This is a genomic window from Streptomyces sp. NPDC015661 (assembly GCF_043077765.1).
Taxonomy (GTDB): Bacteria; Actinomycetota; Actinomycetes; order Streptomycetales; family Streptomycetaceae; genus Streptomyces.
Genome location: NZ_JBIBST010000002.1, coordinates 604,893 through 628,668, shown reverse-complemented (window position 1 = coordinate 628,668; position 23,776 = coordinate 604,893). Strand labels below are relative to the sequence as shown.

The following is a 23,776-nucleotide window of genomic DNA, read 5'->3' as shown; positions in this document are numbered from 1 at the left end:
GGAGACGGTCAGCGCACGGTCAGACCGGGGACGACCGTCGCCAGCTCGCCGGCGGACAGGACGCCCTCCCGTACGAGGACCGGGGCGTCGCCCGTCAGGTCGACGATCGACGACGACACCGGTCCGGCGGTCCGGCCGCCGTCCAGGTACACCGCCACGGAGTCGCCGAGCATCCCGAAGGCCGCGTCGCAGTCCTCCGGCGAGGGCCGGTCGGTGAGGTTCGCGCTGGAGACGGCCATCGGGCCGGCCGCCGCGAGGAGGTCGAGCGCGAGGGGGTGGTCGGGCATCCGCACGGCCACCGTCCCGCCGGTCTCGCCCAGGTCCCAGGCGAGCGAGGGCCGGTGGCGCAGCACCAGCGTCAGGCCGCCCGGCCAGAACGCCTCGATCAGGGCCTCGGCCGTCTTCGGCAGGTCCGCGACCAGGTCGTCGAGCGCGTCCTCGGAGCCCACGAGCACGGGGGAGGGCTTGTGCCGGCCCCGCCCCTTCGCGGCCAGCAGACCGGCGACGGCCTTCGGATCGAAGGCGTCGGCGCCGACGCCGTAGACGGTGTCGGTGGGGAGGACGACGAGCTGTCCCCGGCCCAGGGCGGCCACCGCCGCGTCGATGCCGGCCGCGCGGGCCGAGGGGTCCGAGCAGTCGAAACGCTGTGCCATGAGCTTGTTCACTTCCCGCTGTCGACGCCGTGCGAGGTCACCGTACGGGCGCTGCCCTCGGCGAGCTGGTAGGCCAGTCCCACGACCGCCACCTCGCCCGTCCGCACCTGCTCCGCCAGGACACGGGAGCGGTCCATGAGCAGCTGCACCGTGTGCCTTATGTGCTCGTCGATGATGTCGCTGTCCTCCGTCAGACCGGCGGCGCGGGCCGCGAGCACGCTCGGCGTCACCCGCTCCACCACGTCCCGCACGAAGCCGGCCGCGGGCAGTCCGTCCTCGACGGCGGCGCGGGCCGCGGCGACGGCCCCGCACGAGTCGTGTCCCAGGACGACGACCAGCCGGCAGCCGAGCACGCTCGTGGCGTACTCGACGCTGCCCAGCACCTCGGCCCCCAGCACATGACCGGCGGTCCGTACGACGAACAGGTCACCGAGCCCCTGGTCGAAGATGATCTCCGCCGCGAGGCGCGAGTCGGAGCAGCCGAGGACGACCGCGAACGGCTCCTGCCCGGGCGCGAGCTGCGCACGGCGTGCGGCGTCCTGGTTGGGGTGGTCGGGCGTGCCGGCGACGAAGCGCCGGTTCCCGGCGAGCATGGCGTCGAGGGCGACCGAAGGAGAGGTGCGAGGCATGCCCCCACTGTAACGAGCCGGCCCGGACCGGCCTCGGGCCGGTCCGCGAGCCGAGACTCGGCGCGGGTCCCCGGCGCGGAGATTTTGCCCTCCCGTGGTTGCCGCCCCGACAGCTCCGACAGATCTTGGTCACCATGCCCTCGGGCAGCTGGTTCTGCTGGTCACGGGGGGTGCAAGGGGCCCTCCGCCCTGAGCGGGGATTGTTCATGCACCTCGAGTTCCGGCACCTCCGTGTCCTGCTCACCGTCGCCGAGGCCGGAAGCATCCGCAAGGCCGCCGCGCGCCTGCAGCTCTCCCAGCCCGCCACGAGCGCGCAGTTGAGACGGATCGAGGACGAGCTGGGAGGCCCGCTCTTCGTCCGTAGTGCCGAGGGCGTGAAACCGAACGAGAACGGCCAGTACGTGCTGCGCTGCGCACGCGACCTCGTGGTCGGCTTCGACCGGCTGCGCGAGCACGCGCGATCGGCCGCCGAGGCCGACACCGGAACTGCCGCGCCCCTGCGGGCGGGCGGAACCGCCGGCCCCCTGACATCACTTCTCATATCCGCCCTTTTCGAGCTCGTCCCGGAGAGCCGGCTCACGATAGACGCCCGGCGTTCCGTGCACACCCTGGTGAAAGCCCTGAGCCAGTCGAAATGCGACATCGCGGTCTTCGGCGAGTTCCCGGGATTCCCCCTCCCCGTCGGCGAGTCGGTGGTGACGCGCACGCTGCTGCGCGAGCCGGTCTTCGTCCTGCTCGCCGAGGACCATCCGCTGGCCCGCCAGGAGACGGTCAGCCTGAGCGAACTCGGCGGCGAGGAGTGGGTCATGCCGGAGGCCGACGAGAGCGGTGTCCACGCGTACCTGCATCTCACCTGCCAGTCGGCGGGATTCACGCCGCGCGTCGCGCACGTGACGCCGGACCTGTCCGTGGCGCAGATCCTGGTCGCCGGCCGCCGGGCCGTCTGCGGTGTGTGGCCGAGCGCCGACGTCCCGGCCCAGGGCACCGTGCAGCGCCCGCTCGTGGACGTCCCCTTCCACCGTCGGCTCCAACTGGCCTGGAACCCGGAATCGGTCCCGCCCGAGCTGGCCGAAGCGGTGGCCGAGCGCCTGTCGTCGGCGTATCTCTCGCTGGTGCGCGAGCGGCCGCAGTACCTGGCCTGGTGGGAGGGCGGCGGCAAGGAGTTCGCGCTCGGCGCGGAAGGCTGACGGCCGGCTGAGGCTCCGCTGAGGCCCGGCCGACGGCCAAGGGGCCCCCTATAACTCCACAGTTGTAGCCCACATGGGATCACGTCAGGAACATGTCACCTGGTGAACACTTCGCGTCAACGTCCAAGGACGTCGTCACCCCCCACGACGAGCGAAGGAACACCCCGTCATGCCCCGTCCTCTCCTTGCCCTCTCCACGGCTGTCGCCGCCGCCGTCATCACCACGGGCGCCCTGGCCGTCCCGGCGTACTCGCAGCCCGACGCGGTGCAGCACGGAACCTCCGTCCGCGACACGGCGATATCCCAGGCCCGCGCGAACGTGGCCCGGAACGCCGACACCTTCGGTTTCGGGGCGGGCCAGGCCCTCCAGGTCAAGGACGTCGTGCTCGACGCCGACGGCACCCAGCACGTCCGCTTCGAGCGGACCTACAAGGGCCTGCCCGTCGTCGGCGGCGACTTCGTCGTCCACCAGAAGGCCGACGGCTCGCTCAAGGGGTCCACCCACGCCAAGGCCCACAAGGTGGCCCTCGCGTCCGTCACCCCCGCGGTCGACGCCAAGGGCACCGCCGCCGGCGCCCTGAAGCGCTCGCAGGGACTGGTCAGTGACGCCAAGTCCACCCCCGAGCTGATCGTGTGGGCCGCCGACGGCACCGCCCGACTGGCCTGGCGCACCACCGTGCAGGGCCTGGGCGACAAGGGCCAGCCGCACGGCGAGGTCTTCGTCACCGACGCCACCACCGGCGCCGCGATCGAGAACTACGACACCGAGCGCGAGGCGACCGGCACCGGCCACTCCGAGTACACCGGTGACATCACCCTCGACACCACCCTGCAGGCGAACGGCACCTACGCCCTGATCGACCCGATCCGCGGCCACATCACCAAGGACGCCCACAACGTCTCGTCCTCGTCCCTGAACAGCTCCTCCGGAACCCTGTTCACCGACGCCGACAACATCTGGGGCGACGGGCGCAAGTTCTCCACCGACCGCGCCACCGCCGCCGTCGACGCCCACGCCAACACCGCGAAGACGTTCGACTACTACAAGAGCACCTTCGGCCGCAACGGCATCAAGAACGACGGCCGCGGCGCCACCGTGTTCGTCCACGTCGGCACCAACTGGGACAACGCCCAGTGGTCGGACGCCTGCTTCTGCATGATGACCGGCGACGGCAACGGCACGGTCGACCCCGAGCAGGTCGACCTCGACACCATGGGCCACGAGATGACCCACGGCGTCACCTCGGCCACCGCCAACCTGCGCTACAGCGGCGAGTCCGGCGGCCTGAACGAGGCCACCAGCGACATCCTCGGCACCATGGTCGAGTGGTACGCCAACAACCCGATCGACACCCCCGACTACCTCTTCAGCGACCAGTCCACCCCGCCGTGGCTGCGCCGCTTCGACAAGCCCTCCCTGGACGGCCGCTCCGCCGACTACTGGTCGAAGTCCGTCGGCCGGCTCGACGTGCACAACTCCTCCGGCGTCGGCAACCACTGGTTCTACCTCGCCAGCGAGGGCAGCGGCACCAAGACGATCAACGGTGTCACCTACAACAGCCCGACGTACAACGGCTCCACCGTCACCGGCATCGGCAACCAGAAGGCCTCCGCCATCTGGTACCGGGCGCTGACCGTCTACATGACCTCCACCACGGACTACAAGGGCGCCCGCGTCGCGACCCTGAACGCGGCCAAGGACCTGTACGGCGCCACCAGCCCCGAGTACGCCACCGTGGCGGCGGCCTGGACCGGAGTCAACGTCCTCTGACCCCGCGCCGCACCCTCTGATCCGCTCACTCAGGCCCCGCCGCACCGGCGGGGCCTGAGTGCTGCGGAGAATCCTTTTCTCTTGGAATATGGCATTCGGGTGACATTCGGCCGGTGACGGACCATCCCGTGCTTAAGATCCACTTTCGTGACAGAAAGTCAACACGCTTGGGATCAACGGGAGTCGGCCGACGTCGTCATCCTCGGGGCCGGCCCCGCCGGGCTCGTCCTCGCCAACCTCCTGCTGCGGAGCGGGATCGACTGCGCCGTCCTCGAACGCGCGGGCCGCGAGCACGTCGTGAACCGGGCCCGGGCCGGGTACCTCGCCCCGCACACCGCGCGCGTCCTGCGGCGGCACGGTCTGGACGAGGGCCTGCGCCGACGGGGGCAGGAACACGGGGTGTGCGAGTTCCGCACCGAGGACGGGCACTTCCGCCTCGACTACCGGCACCTCGGCACCGGCGAACCCCACACCGTCTATCCCCAGCACGAGCTGGTGGCCGACCTGCTGGCCGCGTACCTCGGCGCCGGGGGCCGGATCCACTTCGACACCGAGGCGGTGGAGGTGGGCGACCCCGGCACCGACCGGCCCTGGGTGGCGGCACGGGAGCCGGACGGCCGGGCCGTCCGGTGGCGGGCCCGGTACGTCGCCGCCTGCGACGGCCGCCACGGCGCCGGACGGCGCTCACTGCCGGACGGGGCCGTACGCCACTTCCGTGACCACGGCGTCTCCTGGCTCGGGCTCCTCGCCGAGGCACCGCCCAGCCTCGACGCCGTCGGGTACGCGACACACCCCCGGGGCTTCGCCGGGCACATGGCCCGGTCCGCCGACATCACCCGCTACTACCTCCAGTGCGAGCGCGGCACCCCCGCCGAGGAGTGGAGCGAGGAGCGGATCTGGGCGGAGCTGGAGCTGCGGATGCGGAGCGCCGACCACGGTCCGCTGCGGCGCGGCCGGATCCTTCAGCGCGCCGTCGTCGACCTGGAGTCGGACGTCCTCGAAACGCTCCGGTACGGCTCCCTCTTCCTGGCCGGCGACGCCGCCGGGCTCATCAGCCCCTCCGCCGCGAAGGGCGCCAACCTCGCCGTCCTCGAGGCCGAACTCCTCGCCGCGGCGCTCGCCGACGACCTCCACCACGGCGACCCCGGCCCGCTCGCCCGCTACTCGGACCGCTGCCTGGCACACATCTGGCGGGCGCAGGAGTTCTCCCACTGGATGATCGGCCTCCTCCACGGCGCACCGCCGTTCCAGGAACGCATGCGCCGGTCCCGCATGGAGTCGCTGCGGACGTCCCGCACCCACCAGGACTGGTTCGCCGAGCAGTACGTCGGCATCTGACCGCCCCCGCCCCTCCGTGGCCCGGGTCCCGGCCCGCCGGCCGGGTCCCGTCCCCTTCCGCCCTTTCCCCGAGGATGCCTCCTGATGCGTACCCCTGCCCTGGCGACCGGCCTCGCGCCCGACGACGTCCGGCGCCTGCGCGCGACCGCCGACTTCGTACGGGAACAGGAGACGCCGGTCCTGCTCTCCCGCGTGCTGCCCGGCCTCGACGGTCCCGAGCTGCGGGCCGTGGCGGACCGCTGCCGGTTCGCCCACGCGGCGCTCCTCGTCTTCCCCGCCGACCGGCCGGGACTGCGGGCCGGACTCGCGGCCTGCGGGCTCCCCGACGAGGCCGGATCCCGGCCGAGCGTCGTGGTGCGCGACCGGCTGGCCGCGCGCCACGGACGCGACGCCGCCGATCTTGACGTAAGGATTCTCCGGCCCACCGTGCAGGGACCCGGCGGGGAGCGCCGGGCGGTCGAGGTGTTCGCCCTCGCCGTGCCACCGGACTCCGAGCTGTCCGCACTGGCCGCGGCGGAGCGCGACCACGACCACGAGGCGCACCTGGCCTTCGACGTGGACCGGCCCGATCCGCTGGTGCTGCGCGGGCTGAGGGCGACGCTCGTACGGCACGGGGCGACGCCCGACGGCGGCGGGTACAACCCGCACGAGGACGGGACGGTGTTCTACTTCGCGACGCCCGACGGGACCAAGACCGACTACCGGCGCATGGAGCTGTACGCGCCCGGCGACCACCGGGACCTGCTCGCGGAGCACCTGGCCGAGGGACCCCGGCCCGGGGACCGGGAGGGCACGCCCGGCGACCCGGACACCCCCCACGCGGCGGAAACGCTCCTGCGGCTGCTGACCGGAGCCTGGACCACCCAGGCCCTCGCCACCTGCGCCGAGCTGCGGCTGCCCGAGGCCCTGAGCCCGCACGAGCCCCGCGGCGTCCGGCGGCTGGCGCGCGAGGTCGGGGCGCGGCCGGAGCCCCTGGAGACCCTGCTGCGGTACCTCGCCATGCTGGGCGTGGTGACCGAGGACGGGGACGGCTTCCGCCTCACCGCCACCGGGCTGCTGCTGCGCGAGGACGCCGACGGCTCGATGCGGCCCCTGGCGTCGATGTACGGCGGCCCGTTCTACCAGTCCTTCGCGCACCTGGCGCACGCCGTGCGGACCGGCGAGCCGGGCTTCGAGCACCTCTACGGCGAGAACCACTTCGACCACTTCACCCACGACCCCGGACTCGCCGCCACGTTCGACCGGTCCATGGCCGCCAGTGCCCGGATGTTCGACCCGCTGCCGGACCATCCCGCCCTCACGACGGCCGCGGCCGCGCCCGGCACCCGCACGGTGGTCGACGTCGCGGGCGGCACCGGAGAGCTCCTCGGGCGGATCCTCGCCGCCCACCCGCCGCTGCGAGGGATCCTCCTGGAGCGGCCGCACGTCGTCGCGGCCGCGCGGGACCGGCTCACCGCCGCCGGGGTCGGCGAGCGGTGCGACTACCGGGCCGGCGACTTCGCCGACGTACCGGCGACCGGGGACGTGTACCTGCTCTCCCGGGTCCTGCACGACTGGGACGACGAGAGGTGCCGGGAGATCCTGCGGCACCTGGCGGGAGCCATGCCGTCGCACGCCGACCTGCTCGTCGTCGAGCGGCTGCTGCCCGCGGACGCCGCGCCGTCGCTGGCGACCGCGTGGGACCTGCACATGCTGTGCAACACGGGGGGCCGCGAGCGCCGTGCCGACGAGTACGCGCGACTCTGCGAAGCGGCGGGTCTCGTACTGCTCGGACACCGGCCGCTGCCCCTCGACGCCCACGTCCTCCACGTGCGGAAACGCTGAGGAGCGGAGCCGTCCCCGGTCGCGGTCGTCACCAGCCGAAGCGGCGGTCGACGACCGCGGCGAACTCCTCGAAGCTCAGGACGCGGTCGCCGTTCTGGTCGGCGGCGTCGAAGAGCGCCGCGGAGTCGTCGACGTCCCCGACCCCCCAGAAGGGGATCACACCCTGCGCCGCCAGGGTGGGCCCCTTCTCCCGCAGCGCCCGGATGACCTCGGTACGCGTCAGCGTGCCGTCCTGGTCGAGATCGAGCGCATCGAAGAGGATGCGGGCCTTGTCACTCATCACATGTCCTGTCCGGTGGGGCTGGGCCCGAGGGCGGCCGGCGCGTCGTGTGGAGGAGGACGCACCGCCCGCCCCGGAGGTTGCCCGGTCAGCGCATCGGGTAGTACGGGCGGTGGTGGGCGGCCACCGGCGGCGACTGGTACGTCCAGGCACCGGCGGCCGGCGTGCCGTCCGGGAGGAGGGCGCGGATGTCGCGGCCCAGGTCGCTGTCGGGGGCGTGGACCGCGAGGCGCGTGCGCCCGGAGTGCGCGGGGCCGCTCAGGTCGTACAGATTGTACGGCCGGTAGACGTTCATCGGGCCGGCGAGCAGCCGCCCCTCGCGGTCGGTGCCGTATCCGGTGATCGGGGCGGAGCAGGCGGCGACGGCGGTGAGCCCGTTCAGCTTCGCCGTGAGGTCGAGCAGCGGGGCCGGATCCCTCTCCAGGGTGTCCTCGGGGCCGACCGTGCCCGCCTTGCACCGCACGGTCCACGTCTCGCCCGCCGGCCCGTTGAGGGACGGCAGGCCGACCTCGAACCAGCCCGGGTACTTGGGTTCGGCGTAGAGCTCGCGCCCGGCCCTGATCGCGAACGGGTTGTCGCACACGACGTGCAGCCGGGCGATCCCGAGGAGCTTCGTCTGGTCCCAGCCCTGCGCGTACTCGGCGTAGCCCAGGCGCGGCAGGCGGTGCGCGTCGGCCGTCGGGAAGGCGATGACGTTGAACTCGATCTCCTGGGTGACACCGCCGCCGAACGCGTACTGCGCGAAGTACAGCTGGTAGTTGAGGGAGACCAGCGCGCGCCCGTCCTCGAACGTGGCCGCGGTCAGATCCGGGTGGTACTTGGACAGCAGGTCGCGGACCGGACCGGGGTCGACCAGCCAGTCCACGCCGATCTGGTGCAGGGCCCCGTAGTGGAAGGGGAGCCGGAAGGGTTCGGCCACGGGCGGCAGCGGAAGCGAGCTCATGCGGGGGCTCCTGGGGCGGTGGGTTCGAGGGAGAGGGGGCGGTCGCGGTCCGTCAGGTCGGCCTCGATGCGCTCGGCACTGCGCAGCGCGAGCGCGGCCATCGTCAGCGTCGGGTTGGACGTGGCCACCGAGGGCATGCTGCCGCAGCCGACCGCGTACAGGCCGGGGTGGTCCCAGCAGCGCTGCCAGGCGTCCACGACCGAGGTGGCGGGGGAGTCGCCCATGAGGTGGGTGCCGGCGGCGTGACCGGCCCCGCGGTAGCCGTACGTACGCCCGCGGTGCTCGAAGCGGCCCGGCCAGGCCGTCGCGGGCGCGTAGTCCGTGTGGTCCTCGGCGCCCAGCAGCGCGAAGAGCTGGTCCGAGACGGCCCGGGCCGCGGCCATCCCCTCCTTGACGTGCTCGTCGAGGTCGTACGTGACGAGGGGGCGGGGCAGGCCCAGCGCGTCGCGCTCGGTCGGGTGGAGCGTCACCCGGTTCGCGGGGTCGGCACCCTGCTCCATCTCGAACTGGAAGGTGAACTGGCGGCGCACCCGGTCGCCGACCGCCCGCCGCAACTCCCGCCCGGACAGGCCGTGTTCGATGAGGAAGTGCTCCACGTCCGTGTCGACCGGGCCCTTCGCCCAGATCCACCCCCACGTCCCGAACTCGACGCGGAACGGCGCCCGCAGCTTCCGCGCCGGTCCGAAGCGGAAGCCCTCGAAGCCGGAGACGGAGCCGGGCCCCCGGTACGCGCCGGCGTGCTCGCCCTCGGGCAACAGCCCCCAGGTCAGCAGCACCGGATGGTCCATCAGATTGCGGCCCACCTGGCCACTGCGGTCGGCCAGCCCCGACAGGAGCAGCAGCCGGGCGTTCTCCACCGCGTGCGCGGCCAGCACGACGACATCGGCGTGCGCGACGCTCACCTCGCCCTCGTACGACCGGTACTCCACCCCCGTGGCGCGCCCCCGCCCGTCGACGAGGACGCGGCTCACCACCGACCGGTCCCGGAGCGTGACGGACCCGCTCCAGCGGCCCTGGGTCTTGAGCGGGGTGTACTTCGCGTACGAGGGACAGTGCGGGATGCAGCTCGCGTTGCCCACGCACCGGCTGTCCGGGTCCGGCCGCCCGTCCCGCCCGCGGGGAACGTAGCCGCGGCCGCCGTCGTACCGGGGGTCGGGGACACCGTTGCGCGCGTGCGGGGTGCCGACCACTCTCAGCTCCACCTCCCGCAGCCCGACGGGGTCCTCCACGCGACGACCGTCGAGCCGGGCCGCGAGAAGACGGTCCAGACGGGCGGCGGGCAGGGGCCGCATGGGGTAGACGTAGCCGTCGGGGAAACGCAGACCGAGGCGCGCCCTCTGTTCGACGGCGTCGGCGGCCACGCCCAGCTCCTCCTCGGCCGCGCGGTAGTGCGGTTCCAGATCGTCGTACGTGAGGGGCCAGCGCCGTCCGTACCCGAAGGACTCGGTGTCGAAGTCCTCGGGCAGCATGCGGGGCGTGAGGCCGGTCCAGACGTTGCCGGTGCCGCCGTTGGCGCGCACATAGCCGCTGGCGTACGGGAGGGGTCCGTCCTGCAGCAGATGCCCGGCGGCCCGGAAGCCGGGGTTCCCGTCCGTGCCGGCGAGGTCGGTCACCTCGGGCGAGGCCGACGCCGGATGGGGCCGGTACGGGGAGCCCGGCAGTCCGCCGGCGGCCGTCAGATAGTCGGTGAGCGGATCGGTGTCCGGATCGCGGCCGGCGCTCGCGCCCGCCTCCAGGACGAGGACCCGGCGGCCGTGCCGCCCGAGCCGGTGCGCGACCAGTGAGCCGGCGATGCCCGCACCCACGACGATCACGTCGTACCGCGTCACCGCTCGTTCCCCTCGGCCCAGCTCCCGTACCCGCCGGGGGCGGCGGCGGGTGCCCCGAGTCCGGCCGCCTTCCACACGAGCGCCTCGGCGTAGGCCCGCGGGGACACGAGCGTGGGCGGCGGGCCCGGCCAACTACCGGTGTACCAGAGGTAGGTGACCGCTCGGGCCGCCCGTACGTCGCCCGGGGCCGGGGGATCCCGTAACAAGCTCTCGTACCGGTCGGCGCCGAGCTGTTCCGCGGCGACCGCCCGGTACACCTCGACGAGCCCGGTGGCCGCCAGGTCCCCCGCGTCGAAGCCGGTCAGCCGCGCCGACAGGGCGGCGAATCGCTGTGTCTCGTCCGTGATGGGCACGCGGGCATCGGTGCCCCGCCTCCCGCCCGTCCATGCCCCGCGCCCCTGGAACGGCCTGATCGCGACGGCGCGCGCTCCCTCGCACGGCTGACGCCGCTCGCACACACGACCGACATCAGGACATCGGAGGCCGGGTGGCCAGCCAGTGCCGGGCGATCTGCTCCCGCGTGGCGACCCACGCCCCGCCCCGCTGCGCGACGTACCGCAAGAAGTCGTCGAGCGCCCGGATGCGGCCCGGCCGGCCGATGATCCGGCCGTGCAGGCCGACGCTCATCATGCGGGGGTGTGCGGCGCCCTCGGCGTGCAAGGTGTCGAACGTGTCGACGAGGTACGCGAGCATGTCGTCCGCCGTCGTGAACCCGTGGACGAGCAGGAACTTGAAGTCGTTCGCGTCGAGGCTGTACGGCAGCACGAGGTGCGGCCGGCCGGCCGCACCGACGTAGAAGGGCAGATCGTCCGCGTAGTCGTCGGAGTCGTAGAGGAAACCGCCCTCCTCGGCGACGAGGCGCCGTGTGGCGGAGCTCGTCCTGCCCGTGTACCAGCCGACGGGCCGGCGGCCCACGAGCCGCTCGATCGTCGCGACCGTGCGGGCGACATCGGCGCGCTCGACGTCCTCGGGCACCTCGCGGTAGTCGATCCAGCGCCAGCCGTGCCCGGCCACCTCCCACCCGGCCGCGCCCATCGCGCGCGCCGCCTCCGGATTCCGCTCGAGGGCCTGCCCGACCGCGTGGACGGTGAGCGGCACACCGTGCGCCCGGACCGTGCGGTGGATCCGCCAGAACCCGGCGCGCGAGCCGTACGCGAACATCGACTCGGCGTTGAGATCCCGGCCGCCGGCCACGGGCGGCGCACCGACGACCTCGTGCAGGAACGCCTCCGACGCCGAGTCGCCGTCGAGGACGTTGTGCTCGCCGCCCTCCTCGTAGTTCAGGACGAGACTGACGGCCACGCGGGCGCCGTCCGGCCAGGCCGCATGCGGCGGCTCGGCGCCGTAACCGACGAGGTCGCGCTGGTGCTCGGACACGGGCGGCACGCTACCGCCGATCGGCCACCGTCCGGACGAGGCGCGGCGACGGCTGGAGATCACCTGTTCAGGGACTGTGCCACGGCATCGGTTCCTGGCTCCATGGGAGGAGGCGTCCACCTGCGCGGACGCCGATCCGATGAGACGACCCCTGACGAGGTGATCAGCGTTGGCGACCGACCGGCACGGCCACGACCTGTACAACGGCACATCGGAGGCGGCCGAACGGCTGGACCGTGCCGTGGAGGCCCTGCTCTTCTTCCGCCCCGAGGTGACCGGGGCGGTCGACGGCCTCCTCGCGACCGCCCCCGCCGCGCCGGTGGCGCACGCGTTCGCGGCCTATCTGGGGGTGCTGGGTACCGAGCCGGCCGACGCCGCGACGGCACGGCGCCGGTTCGACGGCTTCGTGTCCGGTCTCGACGTGACCGGCCTCCCCCCACGGGAGCGACTGCACACGGCCGCCGCCGAAAGCCTGCTCGCGGGAGACCTGCGGCGGGGCAGCGCCGTCCTGGAGGAGCTGACCGTGGCCTACCCGCGCGACGCGCTCGCGCTCTTCGTGGGGCACCAGCTCGACTTCCTCACCGGTGACGCCCTGCGCCTGCGGGACAGGATCGGCGGCGCCCTGTCCGCCTGGGACGAGGACGACCCGCACCGGGGCCCGATCCTGGGCATGTACGCCTTCGGCCTGGAGGAGTCCGGGCACTACGGCCACGCGCGGGACATCGGATCGGCGGCCGTCGCGCGCAACCGCCACGACGTGTGGGCGATCCACGCCGTCGTGCACACCTACGAGATGCAGGGCCGGTTCGCCGAGGGCATGGCCTATCTCGACGCGCGCACCGGCGACTGGTCCACGGGCAACTTCCTGACCGTCCACAACTGGTGGCACTACGCGCTCTACGCCCTGGAGGCGGGCCACACCGACAAGGCGCTCTGCATCTACGACGACGCACTGCACCACGGGGGATCCCGGGGGCTCGCGATGGAACTCCTGGACGCGGCGGCCATGCTGTGGCGCTTCCTCCTCGCGGGGTCCGACCAGACCCGCCGCTGGGAGGCGCTCGCGGACGCCTGGTCGGCCCGGGCCGATCCGCCGTTCTACGCCTTCAACGACGTGCACGCGGTCATGTCCTACGTCGGCGCCGGCCGGACCGGGGAGGCGCGGCGGCTGATCGCCGACCGCCGCCGGTGGCTCGCGGAGCCAGGCGCGGGAACGGTCAGCAACCACGCCATGACCGCGGAGGTGGGCCTGCCCGTGTGCGAGGCCCTGGTCGCCCACGCCGAAGGGGACCAGGACACCGTCCTGGGGCTGCTGTGGCCGCTGCGGCGGCGGTTCCACGAGTTCGGAGGCAGCCACGCCCAACGCGACGCACTCCAGAAGACCCTCGTCGAGGCGGCCCTGCGGTCCGGGCGGCACGACATGGCGCGTGTCCTGATCAGCGAGCGGATCGCGCTGCGGCCGGACAGCCCGTACAACTGGCTCAGCAGGGCCCGCCTGGCGGACGCCTCGGGGGATGCCTCCAGGGCCGCGGCAGCCCGCGAGGAGGCACGTCGTCTCGGCCGGGGCGGAGACCTCACGGCCGACCGGTTCTGACCTCGGGCCATCCCGACGGCGCCCGCGACCGCGTCCCGGCCCGGCTCGCCCCTCGGTGCGAATGAGCCCGGCAGACACCTTCCGGGTCTCGGGGGACGGCCTTATGCTCCTGCGTCGGACGTCAGGTTACCGCCGGTAAAGGGGTTGGGTCATGGACCGTACGGGCACCTCGCGACGCACTTTCGTGGCGGGCGCGGCCGCCGCGACCGGAGCGGCCGCCGTCGGGGCGGTCGCCCTCGGCACCGCACCGGCCGTCGCCGCGGAACCGTCCGCACCGCAGTCCGTGGCCGTGCTCGGTGGTGGGGTCGCGGGCCTGACCGCCGCCCACGAACTGGCCGAGCGCGGCTTCCGCGTCACCGTCTACGAGCGCCGGGCGCCGGGCGGCAAGGCACGCTCCATGGACGTACCGGACAGCGCGCGCGGCGGCCGGCGCCCGCTCCCCGCCGAACACGGCTTCCGGTTCATCCCCGGCATCTACCACAACCTCCCCGACACGATGCGGCGCATCCCCTTCCCCGGGAACGCCAACGGCGTCTGGGACAACCTCGTCGCCCCCGCGGAGATGTCCTTCGCCCGCACCGGCCGCGAAGACTTGCGCATCCCGCTCCCGTGGCCGGGCCACCGGCCCGCCGAACTCACCCTCGACGAGATCGGCCGTGCCCTCACCGCACTCCTGGACACCGCCCGCTCCCTCCCGCTCCACGAGACCGCGTACTTCGTCAACCGCTTCCTCGTCTTCCTGACCAGCTGCGACGAGCGGCGGAACGAGGCGTGGGAGCGCACGCCCTGGTGGGAGTTCCTGCGGGCCGAGCGGATGAGCTACGACTACCAGCGCATCCTGGCCGTCGGACTGACCCGCAACATCGTGGCGACGAAGGCCGAGGAGGCCAGTACCCGTACGGTCGCCACGCTCCTGGAGGCCTTCGCCCTCAACGCCCTGGGCCGCGGCGCCGACGGACCCCTCGACCGGATCCTGAACCTGCCCACGAACGAGGCCTGGATCGACCCCTGGGTGGCCCATCTGACCGGCCTCGGCGTGGAGTTCCGTATCGGCTGGACCGTGCGCGAGCTGGCCCACGACGCGGGATCCGGGCGCATCGGGGCGGCGGTCGTCGAGGATCCACAGGGCCTCCGCCACTCGGTGACCGCGGACCACTACATCTCGGCGATGCCGGTGGAGCACGCCCGGCGGACCTGGGGCGCGGCCCTGCGGGCGGCGGACCCGCAGCTGGCGCGGTGCGACGAACTGGAGACGGACTGGATGACGGGCATCCAGTTCTATCTCACCGAACGCGCGCCGCTCCTGGCCGGCCACGCCAACTGCATCGACTCCCCCTGGTCGTTGACGGCGATCCAGCAGGCACGCCACTGGCCGTCCCGCGACTTCCCGGCCGACTACGGCGACGGCGTCGCCGTCGACTGCCTCTCGGTGGACGTCTCGGAGTGGGACCGCCCCGGCATCCTCTACGGCAAGACGGCCAAGCAGTGCACCCGCACGGAGGTCGCCCGGGAGGTGTGGGCACAGCTGAAGGCCGCGTTCAACGACACGGGCCGTACGGTGCTGAAGGACAGCGCCCTGCACTCCTGGTTCCTCGACCCCGGAGTCGACGGCCTCGGCACCCCGAACCCGACCAACGAGGACCAGCTCCTCGTCCATCCGGTCGGTACCTTCCACAACCGCCCCGAGGCCGCCACCGCGATCCCCAACTTCTTCCTGGCCGGCGACTACGTGGCCGTCGACATCGACCTGGCGACGATGGAGGGCGCCAACGCCTCCGCCCGCCAGGCCGTCAACGCCCTCCTCGACCGGACGGGCTCGACCGCTCCGCGCTGCACGGTCCAGCCGCTCTTCCGGCCCCCGGAGCTGGAAGGCCTCAAGCGCCACGACCGCCTGCGCTACCGCCTCGGCCTGCGCAACGCGCTGGACGTCGGCTGAGGCGCCATGGACCCGGACGCCGGGCCCCGGATACTGGCCGCTGACCGCATCGCCGAGGAACCTGGAGACGACGTGCTTCACCGCTCTGCTGTCGCCCTTGGTTCAGCCACGCCGACCTGCGGTGTTCTGCTGGCCGCCCCACCGGCGAGCGCTGCCGACTATCCGGTCAGCACCTTCGACATCACCTACGGGCAGACGTACACGCGGGGCACCATCACCTCGTACGCACGTACCTGAAGTGCGTGAGGTACGGCCACCCCTGGGGGGTGTCTTGCACACGGGCCCGGATGCCGGCGGGGCCCCGGCACACAACGGGATCGCCGTGTGCCGGGGCCCGGGTTCATCAGTGCTCGCAGAGGGAGAACTCCCGTTCGTAGAGCTGCTCGTTGTGTTCGTCGACGAAGAACTTGCGTTCCTGCATGAGCTGTTCGCGGAAGTCCCTGGCCTGTTCGAGCGTCATGGTCGAGGTGTCGGCCCACGGCTGCTGCGGCGGCACGTCGGACGTCGAGACGATCGTCTCCGACGGGTCGACGAGGAAGAACGCGAGAATCTTGCGGTGTCCCGGACGGGTGGGATCCGCGAGGCGGAACGAGTCGACGCGGTGCTGCAGGACGTTCGGGAACGCCAGGCACCGGCCCGCCGGGGTCGATGCCGATCCGAGCACCTGGTTCAGCGCGTCCTCGTCCTCAAGGCCGTAGACCTCACGCAGACCGTTGTCGTCGTTCTGCTCGTAGTCCGGGTCGTCGAGCGCCGCACGGAAACCCAGCCGGCTCTCCGTGATGTTCTCGCTGTCCCAGTAATAGATGCCGGTCGAGACGATCCGCTCGTTCAGCATCCCCTCGACGTGCCAGGAACCGCCGGAGTACTCGGGCTTGTCCGGGGTGAGATGAAGAGTGGCGAGCTTGACGACGACCTGGAGACGGCGGCCGCGCAGGTCGACCCGGGCGGAGGCGTCGGGCGAACCGGGCGGGGCGAAGTCCGGGGCGTCCGGGACGACCGGGCGGCGGTTCTCCCACCAGTCGTCCTGGGCCCGTCCCCATGCGCGGCGGGCCTCCGCGTAGGCCTCGTCGTCGCTGTAGGCGGACTGGTCCGGGTACTCCGGCTCCGAGTCGTACCACCCATAGGGATCGGCGTCGATGCGCAGGGCCCGCGGATGGCGCAGATCGGTGAGCACGTTCTCCCACAGGGGGAGAAAGCGCGCGAACAGGTCCGGCAGCACGGAGGCCAGTGCGTGATGAGTCTCGGGGTGGACGTTGTTGACGTACGAGCGGAAGGCGACCTCGCCGTCGTCACTGACGTCGACGTCCGTCGGCAGCCACTGGAACCTCTCCGAGAACTCGTACGTCGAGTAGGGGTTCGTCGGGTTCTGCCAAGCCCGCTCGGGCGCGCCGCTCACCTCTCTCACCAGGCAGAACAGGGAGGGATGAACCAGATCCAGTACCTGCTCGCCGGATCCGGGATGCCAGTCCCGCTCGGCTTCGGGGACCTGCTCCAGAACCCGAACCGCCTCGCGCAGCCGGGAGCCGAGCTTGTCGTCGACCAGGGAGTCCGACTGCCACACCCCGTCGACGGCGGACACCTCGATGCCGGTGCGTCCGTCCCGCAGCGCGGCGTAGTGCGCGAGTTCGGCAAGCACATAACGAACTTGCGCTTCGGTGAGGCCCTGGGCGACCGCTTCTCGCGTCCACCGGGAGACGATGGCGGGATCGTTCCTCTTGTCGAACCACCCCGGCTTCGACCGAATGTGTGCGCTGCACCGCATCATCTGGAGCTCCCGCAGCGTTCGGGGCGTCGCGAACGCGAGGGAACGGGAGGCGTGGAAGGGCAAGGGGAAAGCAGACAGGCCGGTCAATTCTCGAGGTCCCTAGGGTCGGTCGGCGTGCGGTGGCGGGAAGAATAGCCCAGCCGACTGACACCGCAGGGGGGGCGCACGAGGAACCCCGCCGGGGCCGGGAGCGGGCCGCGGCTCCGTTCCGGACGGCGAGCCCGGAACGGAGCCGCGGCAAGCGAGCGCGAGCCAACAGGCAAGGGGGGGACGGGGATACGGCCGGTGGGCGCGCGGGTCAGTTCAGCTCGTCGGGGTGCGGGCCGGTGCGCAGGCCGCGGTCGAGACCGGCGATCGTCGCCATCTCCTCGTCCGTGAGGACGAAGTCGAACACGTCGATGTTGGCGCGGATCCGGGCCGGGGTCACCGACTTGGGGATGACCACGTTGCCGAGCTGCAGGTGCCAGCGGATGACGACCTGCGCCGGCGACTTGCCGTGGGCGGCGGCGATCGCGGTGATCGCCGGGTCGTCGAGGACCGCGCCCTGCGCCAGCGGGCTCCAGGCCTCGGTGGCGATCCGGTGCTCGCCGTGGAAGGCGCGCAGCTCGGACTGCTGCAGCGCGGGGTGCAGCTCGATCTGGTTGACGGCCGGGGTCAGCGCCGCGCCGTCCATCAGCCGGCGCAGATGTCCGGGCTGGAAGTTGGAGACGCCGGCGGCCCGGATCCGGCCCTCCTCGGCGAGCCGCTCCAGGGCGCGCCAGGAGTCGAGGTACAGGTCACGGTCCGGGGCGGGCCAGTGGATCAGGTACAGGTCGACGTGGTCCAGGCCGAGCTTGGCCAGGCTGTCGTCGAAGGCGCGCAGCGTGGCGTCGTGGCCCTGGTCGGCGTTCCACAGCTTGGTGGTGACGAACAGTTCCTCGCGGGCGAGCCCGGAGGCGCCGAGGGCACGGCCGACGCCGGCCTCGTTGCCGTAGACGGCGGCGGTGTCGATGCTGCGGTAGCCGGCTTCCAGGGCGGAGGTGACGGCGGCGGTGGTCGCGTCGTCGGCGACCTGGAAGACGCCGAAGCCGAGCTGCGGGATCTCGACGCCGTTGTTCAGCGTGACGGTGGGGACGGTGGGGGTGGTGGACGGTGCCATGGTGGGCGGGCGTTCCTTCACTCGGTGCGGGTGGAGAGGGTGGGGGATCAGTGGTGTACGGGGCTGGGGGCGGCCGGCGCCGTGACGGTGAGGGCCCCGACGGCACCGGCGTCGTCCGTGAGGCCGGGGGAGTCCTTCGCGGAGGCCCGGCGTTCCAGCGCCGCCGACCAGAAGGCGAGGAGCAGCGCGGCGGCGGCCAGGACGGCACCGACCCAGTTCGGGGACGTGTAGCCGAAGCCGGCGGCGATGACCATGCCACCGAGCCAGGCGGCGAGCGCGTTGCCGAGGTTGAAGGCGCCGATGTTCACGGCGGAGGCCAGGGTCGGCGCACCGTGCGCCTGGTCGAGGACGCGCTTCTGCAGCGGCGGCACGGTGGCGAAGCCGAGCGCCCCGACGAGGAGGATGGTGATCGCGGCGAGGATCTTGTGGTGCGCGGTCACGGTGAACAGGGCCAGTACGACCGCGAGGCCGCCCAGGGTGACGTACAGCAGGGGCATCAGCGCCCGGTCGGCGAAGCGCCCGCCGAGCAGGTTCCCGAGGAACATGCCGATGCCGAAGAGGACGAGCAGCCAGGTCACGGCGCCGTCGGAGTAGCCGGCGGCGTGCGTCATCATCGGCGCGATGTAGGTGATGGCCGCGAAGACACCGCCGAAACCGAGCACGGTCATCGCCATCGCGAGCAGCACCTGAGGGTTGCGGAAGGCCTTCAGCTCGCCGCGCAGACGGGCACCCGCGGGGCGGGGCACGGCCGGGACGAGCTTCGAGATGCCGAGCAGTCCGATCACGCCGAGCGCGGCGACGACGGCGAAGGTGGTGCGCCAGCCCACCGCCTGCCCGATGAACGTGCCCAGGGGCACGCCGACGATGTTGGCGACGGTCAGGCCGGTGAACATGGTGGCGATGGCGCCGGCCTTCTTCTCCGGTGCGACCAGCTCGGCGGCGACGACGGACCCGATGCCGAAGAACGAGCCGTGGGCGAGCGAGGCGACGACGCGGCCGGTCAGCATCATCCCGAAGTCGGGGGCGAGCGCGGACAGCAGGTTGCCGAATACGAACAGGCCCATGAGCAGCATGAGCATCCGCTTCCGGCTCACCTTCGTACCGAGCACGGTGAGGAGCGGGGCGCCGATGACGACGCCGAGTGCGTAACCGGTGACCAGCAGTCCGGCGGTGGGGATGGTGACGCCGTAGTCGGCGGCGATCTCGGGCAGCAGCCCCATGATCACGAACTCGGTCGTACCGATGCCGAAGGCCCCGACCGCCAGGGCCAGGAGAGCGAGCGGCATGGCTCGCCCCCTTCCGGAATTACTTGAACGATCCCTTTGCATGCTTCGACAATAGTTGCATGCGCGCTATATATGCAAGCGCGGGTAGGTGGTGCGATCTGGGTGGTGCTGACTGCAGGTGAATCCGCCGTGCTGCGGCGCCGGACTCTTACGCACCTACGTAACAGGTATTACATCTAGCCATGACAAACATTGATGTGTAACTTCTGGAACGCCGGCGGAGAGGATTCCGCTCGCTTCGGACGTCCGAGAGGGAACGACGTTGATGTACATCTCTGCGCCCCGCCGCGGGGCGACTGCCGTGCTCGCCTGCACGGCTCTGGCGGTGGTCTCCGGCTGCGGCGCGAGCGGTGCCGGCGGTGGTGAACCCGCAGCCGTGGGCAAGATCGCCGGGGTCACGGTCACGCGGGACGCGGCCCTCCACGAGGCCCTGCCCGAGCAGATCAAGAAGGCGGGCACCGTGCGTGTGGCCACGGACGTCCCGTACCCCCCGTTCGCGATGTTCGTCACCGAGGGGAAGAGCGACCTGACCGGCCTGGACTACGACCTCGGCCAGGCCCTGGGCGCGAAGCTCGGCGTCAGATTCGCCTTCACCCCGACGAAGTTCGACGGCATCGTGCCCGCCCTCCAGGCGGGCAGGTTCGACGTCGCGATGTCCGCGCTGACCGACAACAAGGAGCGGCAGAAGGTCGTCGACTTCGTCGACTACTCGCGCTCCGGCTCGGGCATCCTGGTGGCCGAGGGCAACCCGGCGAAGATCAGCACGCTGGACGATCTCTGCGGCCGGAAGGTCGGCGTCCAGGCGGCGACCAACCAGTACAAGCTGCTCACGGCCCACCAGGCCACATGCCGGGCGACCGGCCGACAGGTGGCCGACATCCAGACCTTCCCCAAGGACTCCGACGCCCAGCTCGCCCTGCGCTCCGGCAAGGTGGTCGCCGAGGTCGTCACCAAGCCCGCCGCCGGCTGGTCGGCCAAGACCGCCGACGGCGGCAAGGCCTTCGACCTGGCCGAGGACCCGGCGGCACCGGCCGGCTACCGTGCCTCGCCCAACGGCATCGCGGTCAGCAGACAGCTCCCGCAACTGACCGAAGCGATCAGGCGGGCGCTCCAGGCGCTGATCGACGACGGCACCCTCACCGCGATCTGCGACAAGTACGGCGTCGCCTCCATCGCCGTGAAGGAAGCCACCAAGAACGCGGCGGTGGACTAGAGATGACCACCACCCACGTGGGCACACCGCACACCGGCGAGCACCTCGCACCCGACACCTTCGAGATCGTCCCCGTCCACCACTGGGGGCGTTGGATCTCCGCGGTGGCCGCCGTCGCCGCCCTGGCCGGCCTCATCGGCTCGCTCGCGAAGAACGGCAACCTGCACTGGGACGTCGTCGGCCACTACCTGTTCGCCGGGCTGATCTTCGACGGCCTGGCCACCACCCTGTGGCTGACCGCCGCCGCGATGACCCTCGGCCTCGCCCTCGGCACCCTCGTCGCCGTCATGCGGCTCTCCGACAACCCGGTCCTGTACGGCCTCTCGTCGCTGTTCGTCTGGGTCTTCCGCGGCACCCCGCTGCTCGTACAGATCATCTTCTGGGGCTACGCCGGAGCCCTCTACCAGCAGGTGATGATCGGCGTCCCGTTCACCGGCGTCACCTTCTTCCAGGCCGACACCAACACCCTGCTCACCCCGTCCGTCGCGGCCCTGCTCGCACTCGGCCTCAACGAGGCCGCGTACGCCTCCGAGATCGTCCGCGCCGGGATCCGGTCCGTCGACCCGGGGCAGACCGAGGCGGCCCACTCGCTCGGCATGCGCCCGGCGCTCACCATGCGGCGGATCGTGCTGCCCCAGGCGATGCGGGTGATCATCCCGCCGCTCGGCAACGAGACGATCAACATGCTCAAGATGACCGCCCTCGTGTCGGTGATCGCGGCGCACGACCTGATGTCCAACATCCAGGACGTGTACGGGCAGAACTACCAGGTCATCCCGATGCTCGTGGTGGCGTCGCTCTGGTACCTGGCCCTGGTCAGCGCCCTGAGCGTCCCGCAGGCGTGGCTCGAGCGCCGCTACGGGCGGGGCACGGCCCGCGGTGCCGAGCTCTCTCCCCTGCGACGCCTGTGCGCCGGACCCCTCACCGCCCTGCGCGGCCGCACACAGAAGGAGGCGGGCCGTTGAACGCGCCCATGGTGCACGCCGAGGGCGTGCGCAAGCACTTCGGGAAGCTCCAGGTCCTCAAGGGCATCGACCTGACGGTCGAACGCGGTCAGGTGTGCTGCCTGCTCGGGCCCTCCGGGTCCGGCAAGTCCACGTTCCTGCGGTGCATCAACCATCTGGAGAAGATCGATGGAGGACGGCTCTCCGTCGACGGTGAACCGGTCGGATACCGGCCGCAGGGCACCCGCCTCCACGAGCTGCGGGAGCGCGAGGTCGCTGCCCGACGGCGCGACATCGGCATGGTGTTCCAGCGGTTCAACCTCTTCCCGCACATGACGGCCCTGGAGAACGTGATGGAGGCCCCCGTCAAGGTCGCCGGAACCGCCAGGGAACAGGCCCGCGAGGAGGCGAGGGCCCTGCTGGACCAGGTGGGGCTCGCCGACAGGGAGGGCCACTACCCGGCCGAGCTCTCGGGCGGCCAGCAGCAGCGCGTCGCCATCGCCCGCGCCCTCGCCATGAAACCGAAACTGATGCTGTTCGACGAACCGACGTCGGCGCTCGACCCCGAACTCGTCGGCGACGTCCTCGACGTCATGCGCCGGCTCGCGGACGACGGCATGACCATGGTCGTCGTCACGCACGAGATCGGCTTCGCCCGCGAAGTCGGCGACCTCGCGGTCTTCATGGACGAAGGCGTCGTCGTCGAATCCGGTGACCCCCGACGGGTCCTGGCCGAACCGGAGCAGGAACGCACCCGCGCCTTCCTGTCGAAGGTCCTGTGAGCGCCCCGCCCCGGCAGCAGCCCCTCGACGACGTGCTGCTGTCCCTGTCCCAGGCACATCAGGCGCGGTACCTGGAAGACCTGGCCGAACTCGTCGCGATCGACTCCGGCTCGTACAGCGCCGACGGAGTCAACCGGGTCGCCGACCTGGTCCGGGCCCACCTCGAGCGCCTGGACTTCTCCGTGGAACGCGTCCCACTGCCTTCGGCCCAAGGACACCGCACCGGAGATGTCCTCATCGGCCGCAGACAAGGCCGCCTCGCCGTCGCGGACGGAGGCCGCAGAATCCTCCTCGCCGCGCACATGGACACCGTCTTCGACGACGGAGCCGCCGTCGAACGCCCCTTCTCCCTCGATGGACCCCTCGCCCACGGACCCGGCGTCAGCGACGACAAGGGAGGCCTGATCGCAGGCCTCGCAGCCCTCGAGGTCCTCGCCTCGGCAGGCATCGATGACTACGCGGAACTCGTCTTCCTCGCCACACCCGACGAGGAGATCGGCTCACCCGCCAGCAGACCCGTCACCCGGCGGGCGGCCGAAGGAGCGCACTACGCCCTCGCCCTCGAATGCGCCCGGGAGAACGGCGACCTGGTCATCGCACGCAAGGGCGTGGCCGACTTCCGGGTCACCGTCACCGGCCGCGCCGCACACGCGGGCATCGAACCCGAACGGGGAGCGAACGCGGCCCTGGCCGCCGCCCACCTCGTCATCGCGATCCAGGCGCTGAACGGCACGTGGGAGGGCGTCACCCTCAACGTCGGCGTCGTGCGCGCGGGCAGCCGCTACAACATCGTCTGCTCCGAGGCGGAACTCCTCGTCGAGATCCGCTCGGCCACGGACAGGGGCATGCGCGCGGCCACCGCCGCCCTCGAGGAGGCCGCCTCGCGGCCCGTCGTCCCCGGCACCCGTGCCACCGTGGAGGAAGTCGCCTCCTGCCCGCCGATGGAAGACACAGCCGCCTCCCGCCGGATGCTCGCGCGGGCCCAGGACATCGGCGTACGCCTGGGCCTGACCTTCGGCGGCACGGCGACAGGCGGCGTGGGAGACGCCAACACCATCGCCGGCACAGGGGTCCCGACCCTGGACGGTCTGGGGCCGGTCGGCGGCGCCGACCATACCCCCGAGGAGTGGCTCGACGTCCGTACGGTCCCGGCCCGGGTCGCCCTGCTCGCCTCCCTCATCGCCGACCTCGGCGACAGCCGCAGCGGCTGACGCCGCCCCCGACGCTCCCGCACCGGTTCACCGCGCCGTTGCCCGGTGCGGGAGCACCCACCGCCGTCGGCGGGGC

21 protein-coding genes are annotated in these 23,776 nt (G+C 72.1%); 11 read left to right on the top strand and 10 right to left on the bottom strand.

All coding sequences use genetic code 11. The features are described 5' to 3' along the window. Positions 1-8: 8 nt before the first annotated feature. Together ACF07V_RS07390 and ACF07V_RS07385 are read right to left on the bottom strand one after the other, a co-directional pair. The gene (locus tag ACF07V_RS07390; protein ID WP_392152005.1) at positions 9-653 is read right to left on the bottom strand and encodes an L-threonylcarbamoyladenylate synthase; all 645 of its coding nucleotides are present in this window, start codon (positions 651-653) and stop codon (positions 9-11) included. Positions 654-661: 8 nt separating this feature from the next. Next, positions 662-1,282, bottom strand: a complete 621-nt coding sequence (locus ACF07V_RS07385) for a carbonic anhydrase (protein WP_392152003.1) — start codon at positions 1,280-1,282, stop codon at positions 662-664. Positions 1,283-1,488: 206 nt separating this feature from the next. On the opposite strand from ACF07V_RS07385, the gene ACF07V_RS07380 reads away from it, so the two are divergent. The 4 genes from ACF07V_RS07380 (at position 1,489) to ACF07V_RS07365 (ending at position 7,402) form a co-directional block, all read left to right on the top strand. Beyond that, positions 1,489-2,469: a LysR family transcriptional regulator gene (locus ACF07V_RS07380; RefSeq protein WP_392152001.1), complete on the top strand. Its 981-nt coding sequence runs from the start codon at positions 1,489-1,491 to the stop codon at positions 2,467-2,469. Positions 2,470-2,638: 169 nt separating this feature from the next. Beyond that, positions 2,639-4,240, top strand: a complete 1,602-nt coding sequence (locus ACF07V_RS07375; RefSeq protein WP_392152000.1) for a M4 family metallopeptidase — start codon at positions 2,639-2,641, stop codon at positions 4,238-4,240. A gap of 147 nt (positions 4,241-4,387) precedes the next feature. Then, the gene (locus ACF07V_RS07370; protein ID WP_392151999.1) at positions 4,388-5,578 is read left to right on the top strand and encodes a 4-hydroxybenzoate 3-monooxygenase; all 1,191 of its coding nucleotides are present in this window, start codon (positions 4,388-4,390) and stop codon (positions 5,576-5,578) included. An 84-nt stretch (positions 5,579-5,662) separates the two neighbouring features. After that, a complete protein-coding gene (locus tag ACF07V_RS07365) occupies positions 5,663-7,402 on the top strand; it encodes a methyltransferase (protein ID WP_392151997.1) in 1,740 nt (579 codons plus the stop codon). A 28-nt stretch (positions 7,403-7,430) separates the two neighbouring features. Here the strand turns inward: ACF07V_RS07365 and ACF07V_RS07360 are convergent, their stop codons facing one another. From ACF07V_RS07360 to puuE, 5 genes are all read right to left on the bottom strand, one after another. Further along, positions 7,431-7,682 (bottom strand): EF-hand domain-containing protein, encoded by a 252-nt coding sequence (locus ACF07V_RS07360; RefSeq protein ID WP_086824672.1) that lies wholly within the window; start codon positions 7,680-7,682, stop codon positions 7,431-7,433. Between the two features lie 88 nt (positions 7,683-7,770). After that, complete coding sequence (locus tag ACF07V_RS07355) at positions 7,771-8,625, bottom strand: hypothetical protein (RefSeq protein ID WP_392151995.1); 855 nt, start codon at positions 8,623-8,625, stop codon at positions 7,771-7,773. Beyond that, on the bottom strand, positions 8,622-10,454 hold the full coding sequence (locus ACF07V_RS07350) for a GMC family oxidoreductase (RefSeq protein WP_392151993.1): 1,833 nt from the start codon (positions 10,452-10,454) through the stop codon (positions 8,622-8,624). Before ACF07V_RS07350 ends, ACF07V_RS07355 begins: the two co-directional genes overlap by 4 nt. Then, entirely contained in the window at positions 10,451-10,807 is a 357-nt protein-coding gene (locus tag ACF07V_RS07345) for a hypothetical protein (RefSeq protein ID WP_392151991.1), read from the bottom strand. The genes ACF07V_RS07350 and ACF07V_RS07345 overlap by 4 nt, the downstream gene beginning before the upstream one ends. Before the next feature lie 115 nt (positions 10,808-10,922). Next, positions 10,923-11,831 (bottom strand): allantoinase PuuE, encoded by a 909-nt coding sequence (puuE, locus tag ACF07V_RS07340; protein ID WP_392151990.1) that lies wholly within the window; start codon positions 11,829-11,831, stop codon positions 10,923-10,925. Between the two features lie 169 nt (positions 11,832-12,000). Here puuE and ACF07V_RS07335 point away from each other — a divergent pair, with 169 nt between their 5' ends. The 3 genes from ACF07V_RS07335 (at position 12,001) to ACF07V_RS07325 (ending at position 15,598) form a co-directional block, all read left to right on the top strand. Next, positions 12,001-13,425, top strand: a complete 1,425-nt coding sequence (locus ACF07V_RS07335) for a tetratricopeptide repeat protein (protein WP_392151988.1) — start codon at positions 12,001-12,003, stop codon at positions 13,423-13,425. Between the two features lie 151 nt (positions 13,426-13,576). After that, on the top strand, positions 13,577-15,361 hold the full coding sequence (locus ACF07V_RS07330) for an FAD-dependent oxidoreductase (RefSeq protein WP_392151986.1): 1,785 nt from the start codon (positions 13,577-13,579) through the stop codon (positions 15,359-15,361). 6 nt (positions 15,362-15,367) lie between these two features. Beyond that, positions 15,368-15,598 (top strand): hypothetical protein, encoded by a 231-nt coding sequence (locus tag ACF07V_RS07325; RefSeq protein ID WP_392151984.1) that lies wholly within the window; start codon positions 15,368-15,370, stop codon positions 15,596-15,598. Between the two features lie 106 nt (positions 15,599-15,704). Here the strand turns inward: ACF07V_RS07325 and ACF07V_RS07320 are convergent, their stop codons facing one another. From ACF07V_RS07320 to ACF07V_RS07310, 3 genes are all read right to left on the bottom strand, one after another. After that, entirely contained in the window at positions 15,705-17,213 is a 1,509-nt protein-coding gene (locus tag ACF07V_RS07320; protein ID WP_392151982.1) for a DUF4246 domain-containing protein, read from the bottom strand. Between the two features lie 211 nt (positions 17,214-17,424). Continuing rightward, positions 17,425-18,264: an aldo/keto reductase gene (locus tag ACF07V_RS07315; protein WP_392151981.1), complete on the bottom strand. Its 840-nt coding sequence runs from the start codon at positions 18,262-18,264 to the stop codon at positions 17,425-17,427. Positions 18,265-18,311: 47 nt separating this feature from the next. Next, positions 18,312-19,550 (bottom strand): MFS transporter, encoded by a 1,239-nt coding sequence (locus ACF07V_RS07310; protein ID WP_392151979.1) that lies wholly within the window; start codon positions 19,548-19,550, stop codon positions 18,312-18,314. Between the two features lie 265 nt (positions 19,551-19,815). Between ACF07V_RS07310 and ACF07V_RS07305 the strand changes: the two genes are divergently transcribed. Genes ACF07V_RS07305 through ACF07V_RS07290 form a run of 4 tightly spaced genes read left to right on the top strand, consistent with a single transcriptional unit; the run spans position 19,816 to position 23,700 of the window. Next, positions 19,816-20,763, top strand: a complete 948-nt coding sequence (locus ACF07V_RS07305) for an ABC transporter substrate-binding protein (RefSeq protein WP_392151978.1) — start codon at positions 19,816-19,818, stop codon at positions 20,761-20,763. 2 nt (positions 20,764-20,765) lie between these two features. After that, positions 20,766-21,728, top strand: coding sequence for an amino acid ABC transporter permease (locus ACF07V_RS07300; protein WP_392151977.1), 963 nt, complete (start codon positions 20,766-20,768; stop codon positions 21,726-21,728). An 8-nt stretch (positions 21,729-21,736) separates the two neighbouring features. Continuing rightward, positions 21,737-22,489 carry an amino acid ABC transporter ATP-binding protein gene (locus ACF07V_RS07295; protein ID WP_392152382.1) on the top strand — a complete coding sequence of 251 codons (753 nt, stop codon included), beginning with the start codon at positions 21,737-21,739 and terminating at the stop codon, positions 22,487-22,489. Continuing rightward, entirely contained in the window at positions 22,486-23,700 is a 1,215-nt protein-coding gene (locus tag ACF07V_RS07290; RefSeq protein ID WP_392151975.1) for a M20 family metallopeptidase, read from the top strand. The genes ACF07V_RS07295 and ACF07V_RS07290 overlap by 4 nt, the downstream gene beginning before the upstream one ends. Positions 23,701-23,776: the final 76 nt, after the last annotated feature.

Coding starts and splice junctions, on each gene's coding strand:
- ACF07V_RS07330 (WP_392151986.1), top strand. CDS start 13,577: ATGGACCGTACGGGCACCTCGCGACGCACTTTCGTGGCGGGCGCGGCC.
- ACF07V_RS07315 (WP_392151981.1), bottom strand. CDS start 18,264: ATGGCACCGTCCACCACCCCCACCGTCCCCACCGTCACGCTGAACAAC.
- ACF07V_RS07360 (WP_086824672.1), bottom strand. CDS start 7,682: ATGAGTGACAAGGCCCGCATCCTCTTCGATGCGCTCGATCTCGACCAG.
- ACF07V_RS07375 (WP_392152000.1), top strand. CDS start 2,639: ATGCCCCGTCCTCTCCTTGCCCTCTCCACGGCTGTCGCCGCCGCCGTC.
- ACF07V_RS07380 (WP_392152001.1), top strand. CDS start 1,489: ATGCACCTCGAGTTCCGGCACCTCCGTGTCCTGCTCACCGTCGCCGAG.
- ACF07V_RS07295 (WP_392152382.1), top strand. CDS start 21,737: ATGGTGCACGCCGAGGGCGTGCGCAAGCACTTCGGGAAGCTCCAGGTC.
- ACF07V_RS07300 (WP_392151977.1), top strand. CDS start 20,766: ATGACCACCACCCACGTGGGCACACCGCACACCGGCGAGCACCTCGCA.
- ACF07V_RS07310 (WP_392151979.1), bottom strand. CDS start 19,550: ATGCCGCTCGCTCTCCTGGCCCTGGCGGTCGGGGCCTTCGGCATCGGT.
- ACF07V_RS07325 (WP_392151984.1), top strand. CDS start 15,368: ATGGACCCGGACGCCGGGCCCCGGATACTGGCCGCTGACCGCATCGCC.
- ACF07V_RS07305 (WP_392151978.1), top strand. CDS start 19,816: ATGTACATCTCTGCGCCCCGCCGCGGGGCGACTGCCGTGCTCGCCTGC.
- ACF07V_RS07385 (WP_392152003.1), bottom strand. CDS start 1,282: ATGCCTCGCACCTCTCCTTCGGTCGCCCTCGACGCCATGCTCGCCGGG.
- ACF07V_RS07390 (WP_392152005.1), bottom strand. CDS start 653: ATGGCACAGCGTTTCGACTGCTCGGACCCCTCGGCCCGCGCGGCCGGC.
- ACF07V_RS07355 (WP_392151995.1), bottom strand. CDS start 8,625: ATGAGCTCGCTTCCGCTGCCGCCCGTGGCCGAACCCTTCCGGCTCCCC.
- ACF07V_RS07365 (WP_392151997.1), top strand. CDS start 5,663: ATGCGTACCCCTGCCCTGGCGACCGGCCTCGCGCCCGACGACGTCCGG.